This window comes from Pseudomonas kielensis (genome assembly GCF_030505375.1).
GTDB lineage: Bacteria > Pseudomonadota > Gammaproteobacteria > Pseudomonadales > Pseudomonadaceae > Aquipseudomonas > Aquipseudomonas kielensis.
In genome coordinates, this window is record NZ_CP130043.1 from 4,319,190 (window position 1) to 4,338,219 (window position 19,030).

Annotated in this window: 16 protein-coding genes and 3 tRNA genes; 18 read left to right on the plus strand and 1 reads right to left on the minus strand. The window is 62.5% G+C overall.

Going from position 1 to position 19,030, the window contains the following annotated elements; all coding sequences use genetic code 11:
* Nucleotides 1-35: 35 nt before the first annotated feature.
* The 18 genes from Q1W70_RS20210 to Q1W70_RS20295 all read left to right on the plus strand — a co-directional run bounded on the left by Q1W70_RS20210 (nucleotide 36) and on the right by Q1W70_RS20295 (nucleotide 17,845).
* Nucleotides 36-803: a class I SAM-dependent methyltransferase gene (locus Q1W70_RS20210; RefSeq protein ID WP_166591455.1), complete on the plus strand. Its 768-nt coding sequence runs from the start codon at nucleotides 36-38 to the stop codon at nucleotides 801-803.
* Nucleotides 804-856: 53 nt separating this feature from the next.
* Nucleotides 857-1,939 (plus strand): 3-isopropylmalate dehydrogenase, encoded by a 1,083-nt coding sequence (leuB, locus tag Q1W70_RS20215; protein WP_185818623.1) that lies wholly within the window; start codon nucleotides 857-859, stop codon nucleotides 1,937-1,939.
* A gap of 67 nt (nucleotides 1,940-2,006) precedes the next feature.
* Nucleotides 2,007-3,119 (plus strand): aspartate-semialdehyde dehydrogenase, encoded by a 1,113-nt coding sequence (gene asd / locus Q1W70_RS20220; protein WP_166591457.1) that lies wholly within the window; start codon nucleotides 2,007-2,009, stop codon nucleotides 3,117-3,119.
* A gap of 222 nt (nucleotides 3,120-3,341) precedes the next feature.
* The gene (locus Q1W70_RS20225; RefSeq protein WP_166591458.1) at nucleotides 3,342-4,352 is read left to right on the plus strand and encodes an aspartate-semialdehyde dehydrogenase; all 1,011 of its coding nucleotides are present in this window, start codon (nucleotides 3,342-3,344) and stop codon (nucleotides 4,350-4,352) included.
* A 196-nt stretch (nucleotides 4,353-4,548) separates the two neighbouring features.
* Complete coding sequence (locus tag Q1W70_RS20230; RefSeq protein ID WP_166591459.1) at nucleotides 4,549-7,416, plus strand: motility hub landmark protein FimV; 2,868 nt, start codon at nucleotides 4,549-4,551, stop codon at nucleotides 7,414-7,416.
* Nucleotides 7,417-7,832: 416 nt separating this feature from the next.
* On the plus strand, nucleotides 7,833-8,657 hold the full coding sequence (truA, locus tag Q1W70_RS20235) for a tRNA pseudouridine(38-40) synthase TruA (RefSeq protein WP_166591469.1): 825 nt from the start codon (nucleotides 7,833-7,835) through the stop codon (nucleotides 8,655-8,657).
* A 63-nt stretch (nucleotides 8,658-8,720) separates the two neighbouring features.
* Entirely contained in the window at nucleotides 8,721-9,353 is a 633-nt protein-coding gene (locus Q1W70_RS20240; RefSeq protein WP_166591460.1) for a phosphoribosylanthranilate isomerase, read from the plus strand.
* A gap of 272 nt (nucleotides 9,354-9,625) precedes the next feature.
* Nucleotides 9,626-10,546: an acetyl-CoA carboxylase, carboxyltransferase subunit beta gene (gene accD / locus Q1W70_RS20245; protein WP_166591461.1), complete on the plus strand. Its 921-nt coding sequence runs from the start codon at nucleotides 9,626-9,628 to the stop codon at nucleotides 10,544-10,546.
* A complete protein-coding gene (gene folC, locus Q1W70_RS20250) occupies nucleotides 10,543-11,850 on the plus strand; it encodes a bifunctional tetrahydrofolate synthase/dihydrofolate synthase (RefSeq protein WP_166591462.1) in 1,308 nt (435 codons plus the stop codon). The genes accD and folC overlap by 4 nt, the downstream gene beginning before the upstream one ends.
* Nucleotides 11,834-12,487, plus strand: coding sequence for an SPOR domain-containing protein (locus tag Q1W70_RS20255; RefSeq protein WP_166591463.1), 654 nt, complete (start codon nucleotides 11,834-11,836; stop codon nucleotides 12,485-12,487). Before folC ends, Q1W70_RS20255 begins: the two co-directional genes overlap by 17 nt.
* Nucleotides 12,488-12,683: 196 nt before the next feature.
* Nucleotides 12,684-13,244: a CvpA family protein gene (locus tag Q1W70_RS20260; RefSeq protein ID WP_166591464.1), complete on the plus strand. Its 561-nt coding sequence runs from the start codon at nucleotides 12,684-12,686 to the stop codon at nucleotides 13,242-13,244.
* A 41-nt stretch (nucleotides 13,245-13,285) separates the two neighbouring features.
* On the plus strand, nucleotides 13,286-14,791 hold the full coding sequence (purF, locus tag Q1W70_RS20265) for an amidophosphoribosyltransferase (RefSeq protein WP_166591465.1): 1,506 nt from the start codon (nucleotides 13,286-13,288) through the stop codon (nucleotides 14,789-14,791).
* Between the two features lie 78 nt (nucleotides 14,792-14,869).
* On the plus strand, nucleotides 14,870-16,081 hold the full coding sequence (locus Q1W70_RS20270) for an O-succinylhomoserine sulfhydrylase (RefSeq protein ID WP_182341049.1): 1,212 nt from the start codon (nucleotides 14,870-14,872) through the stop codon (nucleotides 16,079-16,081).
* Nucleotides 16,078-16,854: an SDR family oxidoreductase gene (locus tag Q1W70_RS20275; RefSeq protein ID WP_166591467.1), complete on the plus strand. Its 777-nt coding sequence runs from the start codon at nucleotides 16,078-16,080 to the stop codon at nucleotides 16,852-16,854. The genes Q1W70_RS20270 and Q1W70_RS20275 overlap by 4 nt, the downstream gene beginning before the upstream one ends.
* Before the next feature lie 182 nt (nucleotides 16,855-17,036).
* Nucleotides 17,037-17,112: transfer RNA gene (locus tag Q1W70_RS20280), tRNA-Val, on the plus strand.
* Nucleotides 17,113-17,166: 54 nt separating this feature from the next.
* Nucleotides 17,167-17,243: transfer RNA gene (locus Q1W70_RS20285), tRNA-Asp, on the plus strand.
* A gap of 93 nt (nucleotides 17,244-17,336) precedes the next feature.
* Nucleotides 17,337-17,413, plus strand: a tRNA-Asp gene (locus Q1W70_RS20290).
* A gap of 273 nt (nucleotides 17,414-17,686) precedes the next feature.
* Entirely contained in the window at nucleotides 17,687-17,845 is a 159-nt protein-coding gene (locus Q1W70_RS20295; RefSeq protein ID WP_166589077.1) for a hypothetical protein, read from the plus strand.
* Between the two features lie 131 nt (nucleotides 17,846-17,976).
* On the opposite strand, the gene Q1W70_RS20300 is transcribed toward Q1W70_RS20295, so the two are convergent.
* Nucleotides 17,977-18,927, minus strand: coding sequence for a SphA family protein (locus Q1W70_RS20300; protein ID WP_302097807.1), 951 nt, complete (start codon nucleotides 18,925-18,927; stop codon nucleotides 17,977-17,979).
* Between the last annotated feature and the right edge of the window lie 103 nt (nucleotides 18,928-19,030).

Here is a 19,030-nt window from a genome sequence, read left to right on the forward strand (position 1 = left end):
GCACCACAAGGCTAACCACCTAAAAGGAAGTCCCCATGACCCGCACCACCCAGCACACCCAAGTCGTACAAAAGCAATTCGGTGAGCAGGCCACGGCCTACCTGAGCAGTGCCGTGCACGCCCAGGGCACTGAGTTCGCGCTGCTCCAGGCCGAGGTGGCGGGGCGCGCTGATGCGCGGGTGCTGGACCTGGGCTGTGGCGCCGGGCATGTGAGCTTTCACGTGGCTGCGCTGGTCAAGGAAGTGGTGGCCTACGACCTGTCGCAGCAGATGCTCGATGTGGTCGCCGGCGCTGCGGTGGATCGTGGCTTGAGCAACGTTTCGACAGTCCTGGGTGCCGCCGAGCGGTTGCCGTTCGCCGAGGGTGAATTCGACTTCGTCTTCAGCCGTTATTCGGCGCACCATTGGAGCGATCTCGGCCTGGCCCTGCGCGAAGTGCGTCGGGTATTGAAGCCGGGCGGGGTGGCGGCGTTCATTGATGTCTTGTCGCCGGGTAGCCCGTTGTTCGACACTTACCTGCAGAGCGTCGAAGTGCTGCGCGACACCAGCCATGTGCGCGACTATTCCGCCGGCGAGTGGTTGCGCCAGGTCAGTGAGGCAGGGTTGTCTGCCCGCAGCACCAGCCGTCAGCGCCTGCGCCTGGAATACAGCTCCTGGGTCGAGCGCATGCGTACCCCCGAAGTGATGCGCGGGGCGATCCGCGAGCTGCAACAGGCGATGGGCAGCGAAGTGCGCGAGTATTTCCAGATCGAAGCCGATGGTTCGTTCAGCACCGACGTGCTGGTGTTGATGGCCGAACGCTAGAATTTTTCCGGGCGTGCCTCGTATGGCGCGCCGACTGATGACATGAGGAACCCATGAGCAAGCAGATTCTGATTCTCCCAGGCGACGGTATTGGTCCGGAAATCATGGCCGAAGCAGTCAAGGTGCTGGAGCTGGCCAGCGATAAGTTCGCCCTGGGCCTGGAATTGAGCCACGACGTGATCGGCGGCGCGGCCATCGACAAGCACGGTGTACCGCTGGCGGACGAAACCCTGGAGCGCGCGCGCGCGGCCGACGCTGTAATGCTGGGCGCCGTGGGCGGCCCGAAATGGGACACCATCGAGCGTGACATCCGCCCTGAGCGCGGCCTGCTGAAAATCCGTGCGCAACTGGGCCTGTTCGGCAACCTGCGTCCGGCGATCCTTTACCCGCAACTGGCCGAGGCTTCCAGCCTGAAGCCGGAAATCGTTGCTGGCCTGGACATCCTGATCGTCCGCGAACTGACCGGCGGCATCTACTTCGGCGCGCCACGCGGCACCCGTATCCTGGAAAACGGCGAGCGCCAGTCCTACGACACCCTGCCGTACAGCGAAAGCGAAATCCGCCGGATTGCCCGTGTCGGTTTTGACATGGCCATGGTTCGTGGCAAGAAGCTGTGCTCGGTGGACAAGGCCAACGTGCTGGCGTCCAGCCAACTGTGGCGCGAAGTGGTCGAGGAGGTGGCCAAGGATTACCCTGAGGTCGAACTGAGCCACATGTACGTCGACAACGCTGCCATGCAACTGGTGCGTGCACCCAAGCAGTTCGACGTGATCGTCACCGACAACATGTTCGGCGACATCCTGTCCGACCAGGCGTCGATGCTCACCGGCTCCATCGGCATGCTGCCGTCGGCGTCCCTGGACACCCACAACAAGGGCATGTACGAGCCTTGCCACGGCTCGGCGCCGGATATCGCAGGCCTTGGCATTGCCAACCCGCTGGCGACCATCTTGTCGGTGTCGATGATGCTGCGCTACAGCTTCAACCAGCAGGCGGCGGCCGATGCCATCGAGCAGGCGGTGAGCCTGGTCCTGGACCAGGGCTTGCGCACTGGCGACATCTGGTCGGCCGGTTGCCGCAAAGTCGGAACGCAGGAAATGGGCGACGCAGTAGTCGCCGCGCTGCGGAATCTGTAATCTCTCGGGCCCCGCTTGTTGCTGATGCCGGCAAGCGAGCCCACTTTTTGTAAAAGGTGTAGTTGCGATGAAACGTGTAGGTCTGATCGGTTGGCGCGGTATGGTCGGTTCCGTGCTCATGCAGCGGATGCTGGAAGAGCAGGATTTTGATCTCATTGAGCCGGTGTTTTTCACCACCTCCAATGTCGGTGGGCAAGGCCCGTCCGTGGGCAAGGATATTGCTCCGCTCAAAGACGCTTACAGCATTGAAGAGCTCAAGACCCTCGACGTGATTCTGACCTGCCAGGGTGGCGACTACACCAGTGAAGTCTTCCCCAAGCTGCGTGAAGCCGGCTGGCAGGGCTACTGGATCGATGCCGCTTCCAGCCTGCGCATGCAGGATGACGCCGTCATCGTACTGGACCCGGTAAACCGCAAGGTCATCGACCAGCAACTGGACGCGGGCACCAAGAACTACATCGGCGGCAACTGCACCGTCAGCCTGATGCTGATGGGCCTGGGTGGCCTGTTTGAAGCCGGTCTGGTGGAGTGGATGAGCGCCATGACCTACCAGGCGGCCTCCGGTGCCGGCGCGCAGAACATGCGTGAGTTGATCAAGCAGATGGGCGCGACCCACGCCGCGGTTGCCGATGAACTGGCCAACCCGGCCAGCGCCATCCTCGACATCGACCGCCGTGTGGCCGAAGCCATGCGCAGCGATGCGTACCCGACCGAGAACTTTGGCGTACCACTGGCTGGCAGCCTGATCCCGTGGATCGACAAGGAACTGCCGAACGGCCAGAGCCGTGAAGAGTGGAAGGCTCAGGCTGAGACCAACAAGATCCTCGGTCGCTTCAAGAGCCCGATCCCGGTGGACGGCATCTGCGTGCGTATCGGCGCCATGCGCTGCCACAGCCAGGCGCTGACCATCAAGCTGAACAAAGACGTGCCGATCGCCGATATCGAAGGCCTGATCAGCCAGCACAACCCATGGGTCAAGCTGGTACCGAACAACCGCGAAAGCAGCATGCAGGAGCTGAGCCCAACCAAGGTCACCGGCACCCTGAATGTACCGGTTGGCCGTCTGCGCAAGCTCAACATGGGCACCCAGTACCTGGGCGCGTTCACCGTCGGCGACCAGTTGCTGTGGGGCGCGGCCGAACCGCTGCGTCGCATGCTGCGGATCCTGCTGGAACGTTGATCGGTTGATGTCATGAAAAAACCCGCGCCTCGCGAGAGGCGCGGGTTTTTTTTGCCCACCGAAAGTCCGTCATCGCGGGCAAGCCCGCTCCCACAAGGATTGCGTTGAACCCTGTGGGAGCGGGCTTGCCCGCGATGGAGTCGATACAGACACTGCATAATTGCCTGTGCGCCACCCACCCGGTAAAGTGCCGCTCCCCCCCGTTTCGCCTGAGGTAGAACCATGAGCCAGACCTTTGATATCGCCGTTGTCGGCGCCACCGGTACTGTCGGCGAAACCCTCGTCCAGATTCTCGAAGAGCGCGACTTCCCGATTGCCAACCTGCACCTGCTGGCCAGTAGCGAATCGGCCGGGCATTCGGTGCCGTTTCGCGGCAAGAACGTGCGGGTGCGGGAGGTCGATGAGTTTGATTTCAGTAAGGTGCAACTGGTGTTCTTCGCCGCAGGCCCGGCGGTCACCTTGAGCTTTGCCCCACGGGCGACGGCCGCCGGCTGCTCGCTGATCGATCTGTCCGGCGCCTTGCCGGCCGAGCAGGCGCCCCAGGTGGTGCCGGAAGCCAATGCCCAGGTGCTGGCCGGCCTGAAAAAGCCGTTCCAGGTCAGCAGCCCGAGCGCCTCGGCAACCACCCTGGCAGTGGTGCTGGCGCCGTTGCGCGAGCTGCTGGATCTGCAGCGAGTGACCCTGACCGCCAGCCTGGCGGTGTCCACTCAGGGGCGCGAGGCGGTGACCGAACTGGCCCGGCAGACGGCCGAGCTGTTGAACGTGCGTCCGCTGGAGCCGCGCTTTTTTGATCGGCAGATGGCATTCAACCTGCTGGCCCAGGTCGGTACACCGGATGCGCAAGGCCACACCCTGCTGGAAAAACGCCTGGTCCACGAACTGCGCGCGGTCCTCGGACAGCCGGCGCTGAAAATTTCCGTGACTTGCGTTCAAGCCCCGGTGTTTTTTGGCGATAGCTTTAGCGTGACCCTGGCGTCGGCCAGGCCGGTTGACCTGGCGGCAGTCAACGCCGCGCTGGAGGCCGCCGAGGGTATCGAGTTGGTGGAGGCGGGCGATTACCCGACGCCGGTCGGCGATGCGGTCGGCCAGGACGTGGTCTACGTCGGTCGGGTTCGCAGCGGGGTCGACGACCCGGCGGAACTTAATCTGTGGCTGACGTCAGATAACGTGCGCAAAGGTGCGGCACTCAACGCGGTGCAAGTGGCCGAGTTGTTGATAAAAGACCTTGTGTAAAAGATACTTGGCAACAATTTTCAGAATGATTCTAGCTGAGCGCTATGCTTGCAAGCGGAGCGTCTGCGCAGGCTCTCTGGCGTGTCAGTGAAATAATCGCGTGCAGCCTCATCCGGGGCCTGTGCGCAATGCCTTGTGGCAGCGACAAACAACACCTTCTCGCTGGCCGAGGAATGTTCAAACAAAGGATGAGGCTATGGTTCAAGTTCGCAAACTGGTGTTAGCAATAGCGGCCGCCTCGGCGCTGTCCTCCGGTATGGCGCATGCCCTTGGGCTCGGGGAACTGACCCTGAAGTCGACCCTGAACCAACCGTTGGTGGCCGAGATCGAGCTGCTCGATGTCAAGGACCTCACGGTGGCCGAAGTGGTGCCGAGCCTGGCCTCAGCCGATGACTTCGCCAAGGCCGGCGTGGACCGCCAGGCGTTCCTCAATGACCTGACCTTTACCCCGGTGCTCAATGCCAATGGCAAAAGCATTCTGCGGGTGACCTCCAGCCAGCCACTGTCCGAACCCATGGTCAAGTTCCTGGTCCAGGTGATGTGGCCCAATGGCCGCCTGCTGCGCGACTACAGCGTGCTGCTCGACCCGTCCAAGTTCTCGCCGCAGACAGCCGAGGCGGCCGGACAGGCTGCACCGGCGATCAATGCGCCGGTGACCGGGGCGACGGCGCAACACACCACCGTGACCCGCGACACCCTGTGGGACATCGCCGCGAAGGCGCGCAACGGCGGTTCGATCCAGCAGACCATGCTGGCGATCCAGGCGCTGAACCCGGATGCCTTCATCGATGGCAACATCAACCGCCTGAAGGCCGGCCAGGTCCTGCGCCTGCCGGATGCCACGCAAATCAGCCAACTGCCCCAGGCCCAGGCCATTGCCGAGGTGGCTGCGCAGAACAAAGCCTGGCGCCAGGGCCGTCGTTATGTGCCACGGACCCAGACCCAGCAACTGGATGCCACCGGTCGTGCACCTGACGCGGCTGCGGCGCAGGGCGCGGCCCGCGACAGTTTGAGCCTGGTCTCGGCCGAGTCGGGCAAGAAAACCGGTAAAGGCGCGGTCGGCGATAGTAAGGGCATCAGTAACAAGCTGGCGGTGACCCAGGAAAGCCTGGACACCACCCGGCGGGACAATGCCGAGCTGAAAAGCCGCGTGGCCGACCTGCAGAGCCAGATGGACAAGCTGCAACGCTTGATCGAACTGAAGAACAATCAACTGGCCAAGTTGCAGGCTGAAGGCGGCGCGACGCCTGAGGCTGCTTCGCCCGAGGCGCTGCCTGCGGAGTTGGTGGCCCCGGCCGCGACCACGCCTGCCGAGTCCGTACCGGCTGCGGCGCCTGCACCGGTGGATGCTGCACCGGCCGCCACCCCTGATGAAACCCCTGCCAAGGCGACACCCGAGCAGACCTACAACGAATTGCTGACCAATCCGCTGTTGATGGGGCTGATCGGCGGTGGTGCGATTGTCCTGGCGTTGCTGCTGTTGTTGCTGGCACGCCGGCGCAAGGCGCAGCAGGAGGCCGAGAAGCACGTACGCATGGCGCGTGCGTTGGCCGAGGAATCGGATTTCAACGACGACCTCGACCTGCCGGAGAGCAGTTTTGAAGGCCTCGAAGAACCGGCTCCGACCGCCAAGCTGACCACCGCGCCGACGCCTGCGCCGGTCGCTGCGGCGGTTGTTACCCCGGTGGTGATGACCACCCCGATTGCCGCGCCGTTGGTGGCACCGGCCGGCGAGCGGGCGGACGACGTGCTGGGCCATGCCCAGGCCCATATCGACGAGGGGCGCCTGAACCAGGCCGCCAGTCTGCTCGAGGAAGGCATCAAGCAAGAGCCGCAACGCAGCGAGCTGCGCCTCAAGCTGATGGAAGTCCACGGCATGCAGGGCGATCGTGATGCGTTCGTGGTGCAGGAGCGCCAGTTGGTTGCCAATGGCAAGAACTTTGCGCAAGTCGAAGAACTCAAGAGCCGCTTCCCGGCCATGGCTGCGGTCGCGGCGGTGGGTGGCATCGCTGCCGCGGCGGTAGCCGCCGAACTGGATGCGCAATACGTCAAGGACCTGCTGCAGGACGAGCCGCAAGCCCCCGCGCCGAGCGCTGAAGACCAGGCGCTGGGCGATGATCTCGACAGCGCCTTCGACCTCGACCTGGATGCACCGCAGGCCGCCTCGCCAGTCGAGCCGGCTGCTGCAGAGGTTGCGCCGGAAGATGACTTCGATAGCGCCTTTGATCTCGATCTTGATCAGCCGCAGGAGCCTGCTGCGGCACCGGCGGCACCAGAGGTTGCGCTGGAAGATGACTTTGATAGCGCCTTTGATCTCGATCTGGATCAGCCACAGGAGCCTGCTGCGACACCCGCGGCGCCAGAAGCTGCGCTGGATGACGACCTCGATGCCGCCTTCGATCTGAGCCTGGACGAACTGGAGGCGGTGTCGCCGGCTGTGGTCGCGACCGAGCCGGTTGCCGAACTGGAAGACTTCCCGCTGGACGACGACCTGAGCTTCGAGTCGGTGTTGCAGCAGCAGACTGACGCGCCGCAAAGCCCGGCCGACCTGGCGGATTTCGACCTGGACCTGGCTGGCGATGTGCCGGAGTCGGTCCTGGCTGAAGACGCCGCGGTGCTGAGCCTGGACGATGAGCCCCAGGACCTGGCCGCAAGCGAAGAGCCGGCGGTAGCCGAGGTGACGCCTGACGATCTGGAGTTGCCGGCGGATTTCGACCTGTCCCTGGCTGATGAAATGGATCCCCCGGCCAAACCGGATGATTTCATCACCGACCTGGATGATGTGCACGCCGAGCTGGACCGTTTTGCCGAGGATCTTGAGCATCCGCCTATCGGCGAGCCGAGCTTCACCGCCGAAGATGCGGCGCTGGCCATGGACAGCGACGAGCCAGAGTTCGACTTCCTGTCGGGCACCGATGAAGTCGCCACCAAGCTGGACTTGGCCCAGGCCTACATCGACATGGGCGACAAGGACGGCGCGCGGGATATCCTGGGCGAGGTGCTCAGCGAGGGTGACGACGGACAGAAGAGCGAAGCCAAGGAGATGCTTGCTCGCCTGGTGTGATTCAGCACCTCTGGAAGCGGTAAACCTGTGGGAGGTGCTGACGGCTGCGATCCTTTGATCTTGGCTTTGTGGGCATATCCATTGGTGGGGGCGGGGCGGAACCATAGGTGGCCGTTACCACAATAATGGATATGTACTCCGCCTAAACCAACACGCCAGAAGCCCACAGGACGCTGCAAAGTTGTGTAGATACCTATCGATGAGGTCATCCATCCAACATCAGTGGCACCTGACGCACCGCCATCCCGGACAAGCGAAGCGCCGCCGGGCCAGGTCCCACAGGCTCACTGTGAGCGAGCGCAAAACAAAAAACAGCGCGAACATGGCATCCCCGGCGCACACCCTTATAATGCCCGCCTTAGCGTAAATCAGCAGGCTGTCACCCCTTGGCAAATATAGATAACCCGGCCGCCGAAATGGCGGCCGACGGCTTTTTCCGGATCGCGTTGGGCGTTGAATACAAAGGCTCGCGCTACCGCGGCTGGCAGCGCCAGGCCTCCGGCGTGGCCACTGTGCAACAAGCCCTCGAAACGGCCTTGTCGAAAGTCGCCGATTCGCCAGTGTCCCTGCATTGCGCGGGACGTACCGACGCCGGCGTACACGCCTGTGGCCAGGTGGTGCATTTCGACACCCAGGTCGAGCGTTCGCTGAAGGCCTGGGTCATGGGCGCCAACATCAACTTGCCTCACGACATCAGTGTCAGTTGGGCCAAGGTCATGCCGGCGGATTTCCATGCGCGTTTCAAGGCCATTGCCCGGCGTTATCGTTATGTGATCTACAACGACCAGATTCGCCCGGCCCACCTCAACGAGGAGGTGACCTGGAATCACCGGCCGCTGGATGAGCAGCGCATGGCCGAAGCCGCGCAGTATTTGCTCGGCACTCACGATTTCAGCGCCTTTCGCGCGGGGCAGTGCCAGGCCAAGTCGCCGGTCAAGCAGATCCATCACCTGCGTGTGACCCGGCACGGCAAAATGATCGTGCTGGACATCCGCGCCAATGCCTTCCTGCATCACATGGTGCGCAACATCGCCGGGGTGCTGATGACCATTGGTACCGGCGAGCGTCCGGTGGAGTGGGCCAAGGAAGTGCTGGAGAGCCGGATTCGTCGCACTGGCGGGGTCACGGCGCATCCTTTCGGGCTGTACCTGGTGCAGGTCGAGTACCGGGATGAGTTCCCGCTGCCAGAGCGTTACATCGGGCCGCACTTCCTCACCGGCTTCTCGGAACTTGACGGCTGACGCCTGCGAATGCATTTGCTACCATCCGGGACTTTCCCGGATTTGCCCTGAGGTTCCCCCGACATGCCAGCCGTTCGCAGCAAAATTTGTGGGATTACCCGCATTGAAGACGCGCTGGCGGCGGTCGCGGCCGGGGCCGATGCCATCGGTCTGGTGTTCTACGCCAAGAGCCCGCGGGCGGTCACGGTGCAGCAGGCGCGGGCGATCATCGCCGCGCTGCCGCCGTTCGTGACCACCGTGGGCTTGTTCGTCAATGCCAGTCGCTGCGAGCTCGGCGAGATCCTCGATGCCGTGCCGCTGGACCTGCTGCAGTTCCATGGCGATGAAACCGCGGCCGATTGCGAAGGCTGGCACCGGCCCTATATCAAGGCCCTGCGGGTCAAGGCCGGGGATGATATCGCCGCTGCCTGCGATGCGTACCCCAGTGCCAGTGGCATCTTGCTCGATACCTATGTCGAAGGGGTTCCCGGTGGAACCGGCGAGGCCTTCGACTGGTCATTGATACCGCCGGGTTTGCGCAAGCCGATTATCCTGGCCGGCGGCCTGACGCCGGACAACGTGGCACAGGCCATCGCCCGGGTCCGGCCTTACGCGGTGGACGTCAGCGGTGGGGTAGAGCAGGGCAAGGGCATCAAGGATCACGCAAGGATTCACGCATTTATGCAGGCCGTACGCAGCAGCACCGCGACGATGTGACGGCTGGCAGTCTGCCGCCGTCCACTGCATGGTACAAAACATGCGCTGCACACAGCAGGCAGGCGTCGCCTTCGGGCGGGCCGGAACCGAAGTGGCAACCCCAAGCGCGGGTTGTCTGGATGGCTGAGGATGGAGTGCGTTGCAGGCAGGTCGCGGCCTAGTGCTGACCGCCGTAGCGTACCGATCATCGCCGCACACATGAATTTAGCTCAAGGGCATACACGGGGCTGCGAACCAGAGCGTTCGGGCCGCCGGTACTGGAGAAAGAAAGCATGAGCAACTGGTTAGTAGACAAACTGATCCCTTCGATCATGCGTTCCGAGGTGAAAAAAAGCTCGGTGCCTGAAGGTCTGTGGCACAAGTGCCCATCCTGCGAGGCGGTGCTGTACCGTCCGGAACTGGAAAAGACCCTGGATGTTTGCCCCAAGTGCAACCACCACATGCGCATTGGCGCCCGTGCACGGATTGACATCTTCCTCGACGCTGAAGGCCGTGCCGAACTGGGCGCGGAGCTGGAGCCGGTTGACCGTCTGAAATTCCGCGACGGCAAGAAGTACAAGGATCGCCTGACCGCGGCCCAGAAGCAGACTGGTGAAAAAGACGCCCTGATCTCCATGAGCGGCACCCTGCTGGGCATGCCGGTGGTGGTGTCGGCGTTCGAGTTCTCCTTCATGGGCGGCTCCATGGGCGCGATCGTCGGCGAGCGCTTCGTGCGTGCGGCCAACTATGCGCTGGAGCACCGTTGCCCGATGATCTGCTTCGCCGCTTCCGGTGGCGCGCGGATGCAGGAAGCCCTGATCTCGTTGATGCAAATGGCCAAGACCTCGGCGGTCCTGGCGCGTCTGCGTGAAGAAGGCATTCCGTTCATCTCGGTACTGACCGACCCGGTCTACGGCGGCGTTTCCGCCAGCCTGGCGATGCTGGGTGACGTGATCGTCGGCGAGCCCAAGGCCCTGATCGGCTTCGCCGGTCCGCGCGTGATCGAGCAGACCGTACGGGAAAAACTGCCAGAAGGCTTCCAGCGCAGCGAGTTCCTGCTGGAGCACGGCGCCATCGACATGATCATTGCCCGTTCCGAGCTGCGTCCACGCCTGGGTAACCTGCTGGCGCAACTGATGGGCCTGCCGACGCCCGAGTTCGTCGCCACACCTATCGAGCCAATCGTGGTTCCGCCGGTGCCTGCCAACCTATGACCCAACGTACCCTTGGCGAATGGCTCGCCTACCTTGAGCAGTTGCATCCCTCCGCCATCGACATGGGGCTTGCGCGCTCGCAAGAGGTAGCGTCCCGGATGGGGCTGGGCAAGCCGGCGCCTCGGGTGATCACGGTCACCGGCACCAACGGCAAGGGTTCTACCTGTGCGTTCGTGGCGTCTTTGCTGCGCGCACAGGGCCTGAAGGTCGGTGTCTACAATTCTCCGCACCTGCTGCATTACAACGAGCGGGTGCAGGTCAATGGCGTGCTGGCCACTGACGAACAGCTGTGCGAGGCCTTCGCTGCGGTGGAGGCGGGGCGTGGCGAAATCTCCCTGACTTACTTCGAAATGGGCACCCTGGCAGCGTTCTGGCTGTTCCAGCGCGCAGGCCTGGATGCGGTGGTCCTGGAAGTTGGCCTTGGCGGGCGCCTGGACACGGTCAACCTGGTGGATGCGGATATCGCGCTGGTCACCAGTATCGGTGTCGATCATGCCGACTACCTGGGCAATACCCGCGAATCGGTGGCCTTTGAGAAGGCCGGGATTTTCCGTCAGGGCGCCCCGGCGCTGTGCGGCGACCTCAATCCGCCGCAACCGCTGCTGGATAAGGCGCGCGAACTGGCCTGTCCCTTTTTCCTGCGGGGGCGCGATTTTGACCTGGGCGTGACCGACCAGCACTGGCAATGGCGCGGTGTCGACGGCCAGGGGCGTGCCCTTGAGCTGCGGGATCTGCCATTGCTCGACCTGCCGATGGAAAACGCCGCACTGGCGCTGCAGGCCTACGCCTTGCTGGGCTTGCCCTGGGTGCCTGAGCAGATCGCCGCGGCATTGCAGGCGACCCGCGTGGTCGGGCGCCTGGATCGGCGTCAGTTCAACTGGCATGGCAAGCGCCTGAACCTGATGCTGGACGTCGGGCACAACCCGCACGCGGCCGAGTACCTGGCGCAGCGCCTGGCGCGGCGTCCGGTGGCGGGGCGACGCCTGGCGGTCTTCGGTTTGCTGGCCGACAAGGATCTTGATGGAGTTGTCGGTGAATTGAGTGCTAGTGTCCAGCACTGGGCTGTCGCCCCGCTGGATTCTGCGCGTGCGCGCCCGGTTGCGGATTTACAGGCTGCATTGCAGAACCTTGGCGCGTCCGTGACCTCCTATGCAAGCGTGGCCGAGGCCCTGGAAGGGCAGAGCGCGCAGGCAACGGCAGACGACGAGATCCTGCTGTTCGGATCATTTTATTGTGTCGCCGAGGCCCTTGAATGGCTGGCCCGGCACTCCACGGAGGAAGCTGCAGATGGCTTTGCTGGATAACGCGTACAAGCAGCGGATGGTCGGCGCACTGGTGTTGGTGGCCCTGGCGGTGATTTTCCTGCCGATGCTGTTTTCCCGGGAGGATGAGCAGCGTCAGGTGGTGGTCCAGGCTCCGGCCGCACCACAGGCGCCGGTCATGCCTCAGGTGCAGGTCGAGCCGGTGGTGGTTCCCGAGCCGCAAGCGTTGCCGCAGGAGCCTGTGCCCAGCGATGCCGAAATTGCGATGGAACAGGCGCCAGAGGCCAGTGCGCCGACTGTCGCTCCGAGCGCGCCGATCGTCGCGGCCCCGGTGGTGACCAAGCCCGTCACTGCGCCGCCAGCACCCAAGCCTGCACCTGCTCCGGTTGCGCCAGTCAGCAAGCCTGACACCACCCAGAGTCGGGTCGATGCCAATGGCCTGTCGGTCAGTTGGTCGGTACAAGTGGCCAGCCTGGCCAATCGTGAAAGTGCCGAAAGCCTGCAGAAAACCCTGCGCAGCCAGGGCTACAACGCCTATATCCGCACGGCGGACGGCAAGAATCGGGTGTTCGTCGGGCCGCTGATCGAGCGCGCCGAAGCTGACCGTCTGCGTGACCTGCTGAACCGCAAGCAGAACCTCAAGGGTTTTGTGGTGCGTTTCCAGCCCGAGCGCGGCTAGTAACCCACCCAGTAGCAGCTGCCGAACCCTCCACCCCAAAGCACCGCAGCGACCCGTTTTGCGGTCGCTGCGCAGCCGAACGCAGGCTTCGCCAGCTGCTACGGGCTGATTCTGTCGTCTCGTATGAAAATCGCAGCTTACCGATAGCCATGGGCTCTGCTAAAATGCGCCGCCTTATCCGTCTGTAGGCTGTACTGTGCCATTTACCTGGGTTGACTGGGCGATCGTTGCAATCATCGCCATCTCCGCTTTGATCAGTCTGAGCCGCGGCTTCGTAAAGGAAGCATTATCGCTGGTGACGTGGATCATCGCAGGAGCCGTTGCCTGGATGTTTGGTGGCTCATTGTCCGAGTACCTCGCCGGATACATCGAAACACCTTCGGCCCGCGTGATCGCCGGCTGCGCCATCTTGTTTGTGGCCACCCTCGTGGTGGGTGCAATGATCAATTATCTTATCGGCGAATTGATTCGCGTCACCGGCCTCTCCGGGACCGATCGATTCCTCGGCATGGCCTTCGGCGCTGCGCGTGGCGCGTTGCTGGTGGTCACCGCCGTCGGGCTCCTGAGCCTGGGCCCGGTACAGCAGGATTCATGGTGGCAGGAGTCGCGGCTCGTGCCACAATTTCTATTGGTTGCAGACTGGTCCAAAAACCTCATATTGGGGTGGAGCAGTCAGTGGCTGGCCAGCGGTATCAGCGTACCCGCTGACATACCGTTCAAGGAGCACCTCTTGCCGACGGCGAAAACGCCGCAGTGAGTCGTGTTCAGTTCAGTTTCATTAAGTAGGGGTTGCGTCGCATGTGTGGCATCGTCGGTATCGTCGGTAAGTCGAACGTCAATCAGGCGCTGTATGACGCGCTAACCGTCCTCCAGCACCGCGGCCAGGACGCTGCCGGGATTGTGACCAGCCACGATGGCCGGTTATTTCTGCGCAAGGACAATGGCCTGGTACGTGACGTGTTTCATCAGCGTCACATGCAGCGCCTCGTCGGGCACATGGGCATTGGCCATGTGCGTTATCCGACTGCCGGTAGCTCGACTTCGGCCGAAGCTCAACCGTTTTACGTCAACTCGCCGTATGGCATCACCCTGGCGCATAACGGCAACCTGACCAACGTTGAACAGTTGGCCAAGGAGATCTACGAATCTGACTTGCGCCACGTCAACACCAGCTCCGACTCGGAAGTGCTGCTCAACGTGTTCGCCCACGAACTGGCCCAGCGCGGCAAGTTGCAGCCCACCGAAGAAGACGTGTTCGCCGCCGTCACTGACGTGCACAACCGTTGCGTAGGTGGCTACGCGGTCGTGGCGATGATCACCGGCTACGGTATCGTCGGTTTCCGCGACCCGCACGGCATCCGTCCGATCGTCTTCGGCCAGCGTCACACCGACGAAGGCGTCGAGTACATGATCGCCTCCGAGAGCGTGTCCCTGGACGTGCTGGGCTTTACCCTGATCCGCGACCTGGCGCCGGGCGAAGCGGTCTACATCACTGAAGAGGGCAAGCTGCACACCCGTCAGTGCGCGACCAACCCGTCCCTGACCCCGTGCATCTTCGAACACGTGTACCTGGCGCGTCCGGACTCGATCATCGACGGTGTGTCGGTGTACAAGGCTCGCCTGCGCATGGGTGAGAAGCTGGCCGAGAAGATCCTGCGCGAGCGTCCTGAGCACGACATCGACGTGGTCATCCCGATTCCGGACACCAGCCGTACTGCGGCCCTGGAGTTGGCGAACCACTTGGGCGTGAAGTTCCGCGAAGGCTTCGTGAAAAACCGCTACATCGGCCGGACCTTCATCATGCCGGGCCAGGCCGCGCGGAAAAAATCCGTACGCCAGAAGCTCAACGCCATCGAGCTGGAGTTCCGCGGCAAGAACGTGATGCTGGTGGACGACTCGATCGTGCGCGGTACCACCTGCAAGCAGATCATCCAGATGGCCCGTGAAGCTGGCGCCAAGAACGTCTACTTCTGCTCCGCGGCACCGGCCGTGCGTTACCCGAACGTCTACGGCATCGACATGCCGAGCGCTCACGAGCTGATCGCGCACAATCGTTCGACCCAGGACGTGGCCGACCTGATCGGTGCTGACTGGCTGATCTATCAGGACCTGCCTGACTTGATCGAAGCGGTCGGCGGCGGCAAGATCAAAATCGAAAAGTTCGATTGCGCAGTGTTCGACGGCAAGTACGTCACCGGCGACGTCGACGAGGCTTACCTGGACAAGATCGAGCAGGCGCGTAACGACGCCTCCAAGGTCAAGACCCAGGCAGTCAGTGCGATCATCGATCTGTACAACAACTGAGTTTCTACCGGCCCTGAGGGGCCGGTTTTGTATCTACTACAGGCTCTTCATGACAAGAGCAGGGCAAGGAGTGACAGCATGAGTCAGGATTGGGATGCCGGTCGGCTGGACAGCGACCTCGATGGCGTAGCGTTCGATACCCTGGCCGTACGTGCCGGCCAGCACCGCACGCCGGAGGGCGAGCACGGTGATCCGATGTTCTTCACCTCCAGCTACGTGTTCCGTACCGCGGCCGATGCTGCGGCACGCTTTGCTGGCGAAGTGCCGGGCAACGTTTACTCGCGCTACACCAACCCCACCGTTCGGTCCTTCGAGGAGCGCATTGCCGCCCTCGAGGGTGCTGAGCAGGCGGTGGCCACGGCCACCGGCATGGCGGCGATTCTTGCGGTGGTGATGAGCCTGTGCAGTGCCGGCGACCACGTGCTGGTGTCGCGCAGTGTGTTTGGTTCGACCATCAGCCTGTTTGAGAAGTACTTCAAGCGGTTTGGCATCGAAGTCGACTACGTCCCCCTGGCGGACCTGTCCGGCTGGGACGCGGCAATCAAGGCCAACACCAAGTTGCTGTTCGTCGAGTCGCCGTCCAACCCGTTGGCCGAACTGGTGGATATCCGCGCATTGTCCGAAGTGGCGCACGCCAAGGGCGCGATGCTGGTCGTCGACAACTGCTTCTGCACGCCTGCCTTGCAGCAACCGCTCAAGCTCGGCGCGGACGTCGTGGTGCATTCCGCCACCAAGTTCATCGACGGCCAGGGCCGGTGCATGGGCGGCGTGGTGGCTGGCCGCAGCGAGCAGATGAAGGAAATCGTCGGCTTCCTGCGTACCGCCGGGCCGACCCTGAGCCCGTTCAACGCCTGGATCTTCCTCAAGGGCCTGGAAACCTTGAGCCTGCGCATGAAGGCGCACTGCGCCAACGCCCAGCAACTGGCCGAATGGCTGGAGCAGCAGGAGGGCATTGAGAAGGTGCATTACGCAGGCCTCAAGAGCCACCCGCAGCACGAGTTGGCCCAGCGCCAGCAGAAGGGCTTTGGCGCGGTTGTCAGCTTCGAGGTCAAGGGCGGCAAAGAAGGCGCATGGCGCTTTATCGATGCCACCCGGCTGATCTCGATCACCGCCAACCTGGGTGACAGCAAGACCACCATTACCCACCCAAGCACCACGTCCCACGGACGCCTGGCGCCACAGGAACGCGAGGCGGCGGGTATTCGTGACAGCCTGATCCGGATTGCCGTTGGCCTCGAAGACGTGGCTGACCTGCAAGCGGACCTGGCGCGCGGGCTGGCCGCCTTGTGATCGAGATCGCAACGCCTGCCGGCGGCAGCAATGGCCGGGTTGCCCTGGTCACGGGTGCTGCCCGCGGCATCGGTTTGGGGATTGCCGCCTGGTTGATCAGCGAAGGCTGGCAGGTGGTGCTGACCGATCTCGACCGTGAGCGTGGTTCCAAGGTTGCCAAGGCGTTGGGCGAACATGCCTGGTTCATCACCATGGACGTAGCCGATGAGCTGCAAGTGACCCAGGGCGTTGCCGAAGTACTGGGGCAGTTTGGTCGCCTGGACGCCCTGGTGTGCAACGCGGCGGTCGCCGACCCACGCAATATCACCCTGGAAAGCCTCGACCTGGCTTACTGGAACCGGGTGCTGGCGGTCAACCTCAGTGGGCCGATGTTGCTGGCCAAACACTGTGCGCCGTATCTGCGGGCCCACAACGGTGCCATCGTCAACCTGGCCTCGACCCGGGCCGGGCAGTCGGAACCTGACACCGAGGCCTACGCGGCGAGCAAGGGCGGCTTGCTGGCCTTGACCCACGCCCTGGCCATCAGCCTTGGTCCGGAAGTCCGGGTCAATGCGGTCAGTCCCGGCTGGATCGATGCCCGCGACCCTTCGGCGCGACGTGCCGAGCCATTGAGTGATGCCGATCATGCCCAGCATCCGGCGGGCAGGGTCGGCACGGTCGAAGATGTCGCGGCGATGGTGGCGTGGCTGCTGTCGCGCAATGCCGGGTTTGTCACCGGCCAGGAGTTCGTGGTCGACGGCGGCATGACCAAGAAGATGATCTACGAGCAGTGAAGGGCAGCGGCACGCTGCGAGCGGCAAGTAAAAGCCGGTCGCAAGTGTCACTGCCTGCGCACCACTGCTTTGACTTGGAGCTTGCCGCTTGTGGCTTTGAGTTGTTTTTGAAAAAAACTTCAATCCTGCTATTGACTTAGCTTCGGTATCTGCGTAAATTTCGCGGCCTCGGAGAAGCAAACGGGTGATTAGCTCAGCTGGGAGAGCGTCTGCCTTACAAGCAGAATGTCGGCGGTTCGATCCCGTCATCACCCACCACTTCTTGAGAGTCTTGCGAAAGCAAGATGGAAGCTGAAAAGCCTCCACCGACGCGCAGCGGTAGTTCAGTCGGTTAGAATACCGGCCTGTCACGCCGGGGGTCGCGGGTTCGAGTCCCGTCCGCTGCGCCATATTTTCCAAATCGGGTTTGCCCGGTTTGAGATTGCAAAGCCTCGAAGCTTTACAGTCAGAAGAATTAACTGGACGCAAGTCCACAGCGATACGCAGCGGTAGTTCAGTCGGTTAGAATACCGGCCTGTCACGCCGGGGGTCGCGGGTTCGAGTCCCGTCCGCTGCGCCATATCTGCTCCAGGGCCCACTGAACGCCTTGGTGCTACGAAGCAAAACATTGGCCATGCCGATGTCTGTTTCGAGTCGATAGCAAAGACCCTGGCCGAAAGACCGGGGTTTTTTGTTTGTGCGATACACAAAAAACCTGCGAGGCTTACGCTTCGCAGGTTTTTTGCTTTTCGCCTGGCACGACGGGCGTGAAAGCCGGCAGCGCCTTCAATATAGCGCCGCCGTGACTTTGTTCTATCCTCAAATGAGAACCCCATCTCAGGAGGAGAGTGCCATGGCCGCTGACAAGCAACACGATCAATCTCGCGAAAACGACGAAGAAGATCAGGACGAAGCCAGCCCTGAAGAGAACCCGCCACCGCAAACCTGGAAACATCCCGATGACGGTAAAAGCCTGTCGGACCAGGATCAGGAATGGCCGTTGAAACCCTGAACCCAGCTCCCGCCGGTCATGCCTTTCCAGCAACGGCGGGGCGCTGTTGCGCCGAGGTCTGCTCAAGTAGCTTGCCCTGGGTCCCCCTGATGGCGACCCGCCGGGCCTGAGAAGCACCGCTGCGACTGTGTTCAGAATGCGTAGGGAATGGTGACCTTGGCCCACAGCATCTGGCCTTCTGGACGGTTTTCCACGTCAAACTCCTTGGCCCAGCGCAACTCGGCACTGGCGTATTTAAGAAAGGTGAAATACATCGCCGGACCCACGGCGAACACCTCGCCACGCACCCCATCGTTGACGTTCTGGCCGTTGAACTGCACGGTCTTGCCGTATTGTTTATCGTCGGTGGTCTGTTTGAGGTAGTAACCGTTGAGGCCGAGGTTGAGGTTGTCGGTCACCTTGTAACTGGCGGAATAGTCGAAGTGGAAAATCTGCCCTGAGCGGTAATCGGTGTCGTGGTTCTCTTCGTTGAAGCTGTAGGTGGTCTTGAGCGACAGCTCAGTGCGCTCGGTCGGCAGCCAGGTGAAGGAAAACAGCGGTTTGTAGGTGTAGAAGTTGTTGCTGGTGTTAGCCAGGCGCGTGGCGTCGTATTCACCGGTAGGAAGGGTGATCTCCAGCGCCGCACCCAAGGTCAGGTTTTTCCCCATGTCCCACAAAATGATCGGTGCCACCGTGGTGTCGCCCATGCTTTCGCGCTCATCCTCCAGGCCATAGGCCTGCACGCGCTGCTTGAGCCAGGGCTGGGCTGCGTAGAAACCCAGGCGACCACCGGCGAGCCGCAGTGGGGTCAAGTAGTCCAGGCGCGGAATCACCGCTTCGGAGGTGATCTCGACACCCGGCACCTTGCCACCCAGGGAGCTGATATCGAGCTTCCTGGCCTTGTAGAAGTTGTAGTAGAGGTTGAACGCAACCATGTTGTCCGGAAGGCTGTTGACGTCCAATGGCAGCATGAAAAAGCCATCGGTGCCCGGGCCGATGTTGTCGACGCCGGATTCGGTGGCCTGTGCCGACAGGCACACACTCGACAGCAAGACCAGGCTGATCGCCAGGCGCAGGGGAGAGGAGACACGGGTCGGATTCATTTTTTTAACTCTTATTATTGTCTGGGGACACATCGCTGGCCTGCACGCTGGCCGCGCCATAGAAATAAGCCCTCAACGCCCGACAGGGCAGGGTATTGGCGGA

Bases quoted from the DNA above. Each gene is read 5' to 3' on its own strand.
- folC (WP_166591462.1), top strand. From the start codon at position 10,543: ATGACCCAACGTACCCTTGGCGAATGGCTCGCCTACCTTGAGCAGTTG.
- asd (WP_166591457.1), top strand. From the start codon at position 2,007: ATGAAACGTGTAGGTCTGATCGGTTGGCGCGGTATGGTCGGTTCCGTG.
- Q1W70_RS20225 (WP_166591458.1), top strand. From the start codon at position 3,342: ATGAGCCAGACCTTTGATATCGCCGTTGTCGGCGCCACCGGTACTGTC.
- Q1W70_RS20255 (WP_166591463.1), top strand. From the start codon at position 11,834: ATGGCTTTGCTGGATAACGCGTACAAGCAGCGGATGGTCGGCGCACTG.
- Q1W70_RS20230 (WP_166591459.1), top strand. From the start codon at position 4,549: ATGGTTCAAGTTCGCAAACTGGTGTTAGCAATAGCGGCCGCCTCGGCG.
- accD (WP_166591461.1), top strand. From the start codon at position 9,626: ATGAGCAACTGGTTAGTAGACAAACTGATCCCTTCGATCATGCGTTCC.
- Q1W70_RS20210 (WP_166591455.1), top strand. From the start codon at position 36: ATGACCCGCACCACCCAGCACACCCAAGTCGTACAAAAGCAATTCGGT.
- truA (WP_166591469.1), top strand. From the start codon at position 7,833: ATGGCGGCCGACGGCTTTTTCCGGATCGCGTTGGGCGTTGAATACAAA.
- Q1W70_RS20240 (WP_166591460.1), top strand. From the start codon at position 8,721: ATGCCAGCCGTTCGCAGCAAAATTTGTGGGATTACCCGCATTGAAGAC.
- Q1W70_RS20270 (WP_182341049.1), top strand. From the start codon at position 14,870: ATGAGTCAGGATTGGGATGCCGGTCGGCTGGACAGCGACCTCGATGGC.
- Q1W70_RS20300 (WP_302097807.1), bottom strand. From the start codon at position 18,927: ATGAATCCGACCCGTGTCTCCTCTCCCCTGCGCCTGGCGATCAGCCTG.
- purF (WP_166591465.1), top strand. From the start codon at position 13,286: ATGTGTGGCATCGTCGGTATCGTCGGTAAGTCGAACGTCAATCAGGCG.
- leuB (WP_185818623.1), top strand. From the start codon at position 857: ATGAGCAAGCAGATTCTGATTCTCCCAGGCGACGGTATTGGTCCGGAA.
- Q1W70_RS20295 (WP_166589077.1), top strand. From the start codon at position 17,687: ATGGCCGCTGACAAGCAACACGATCAATCTCGCGAAAACGACGAAGAA.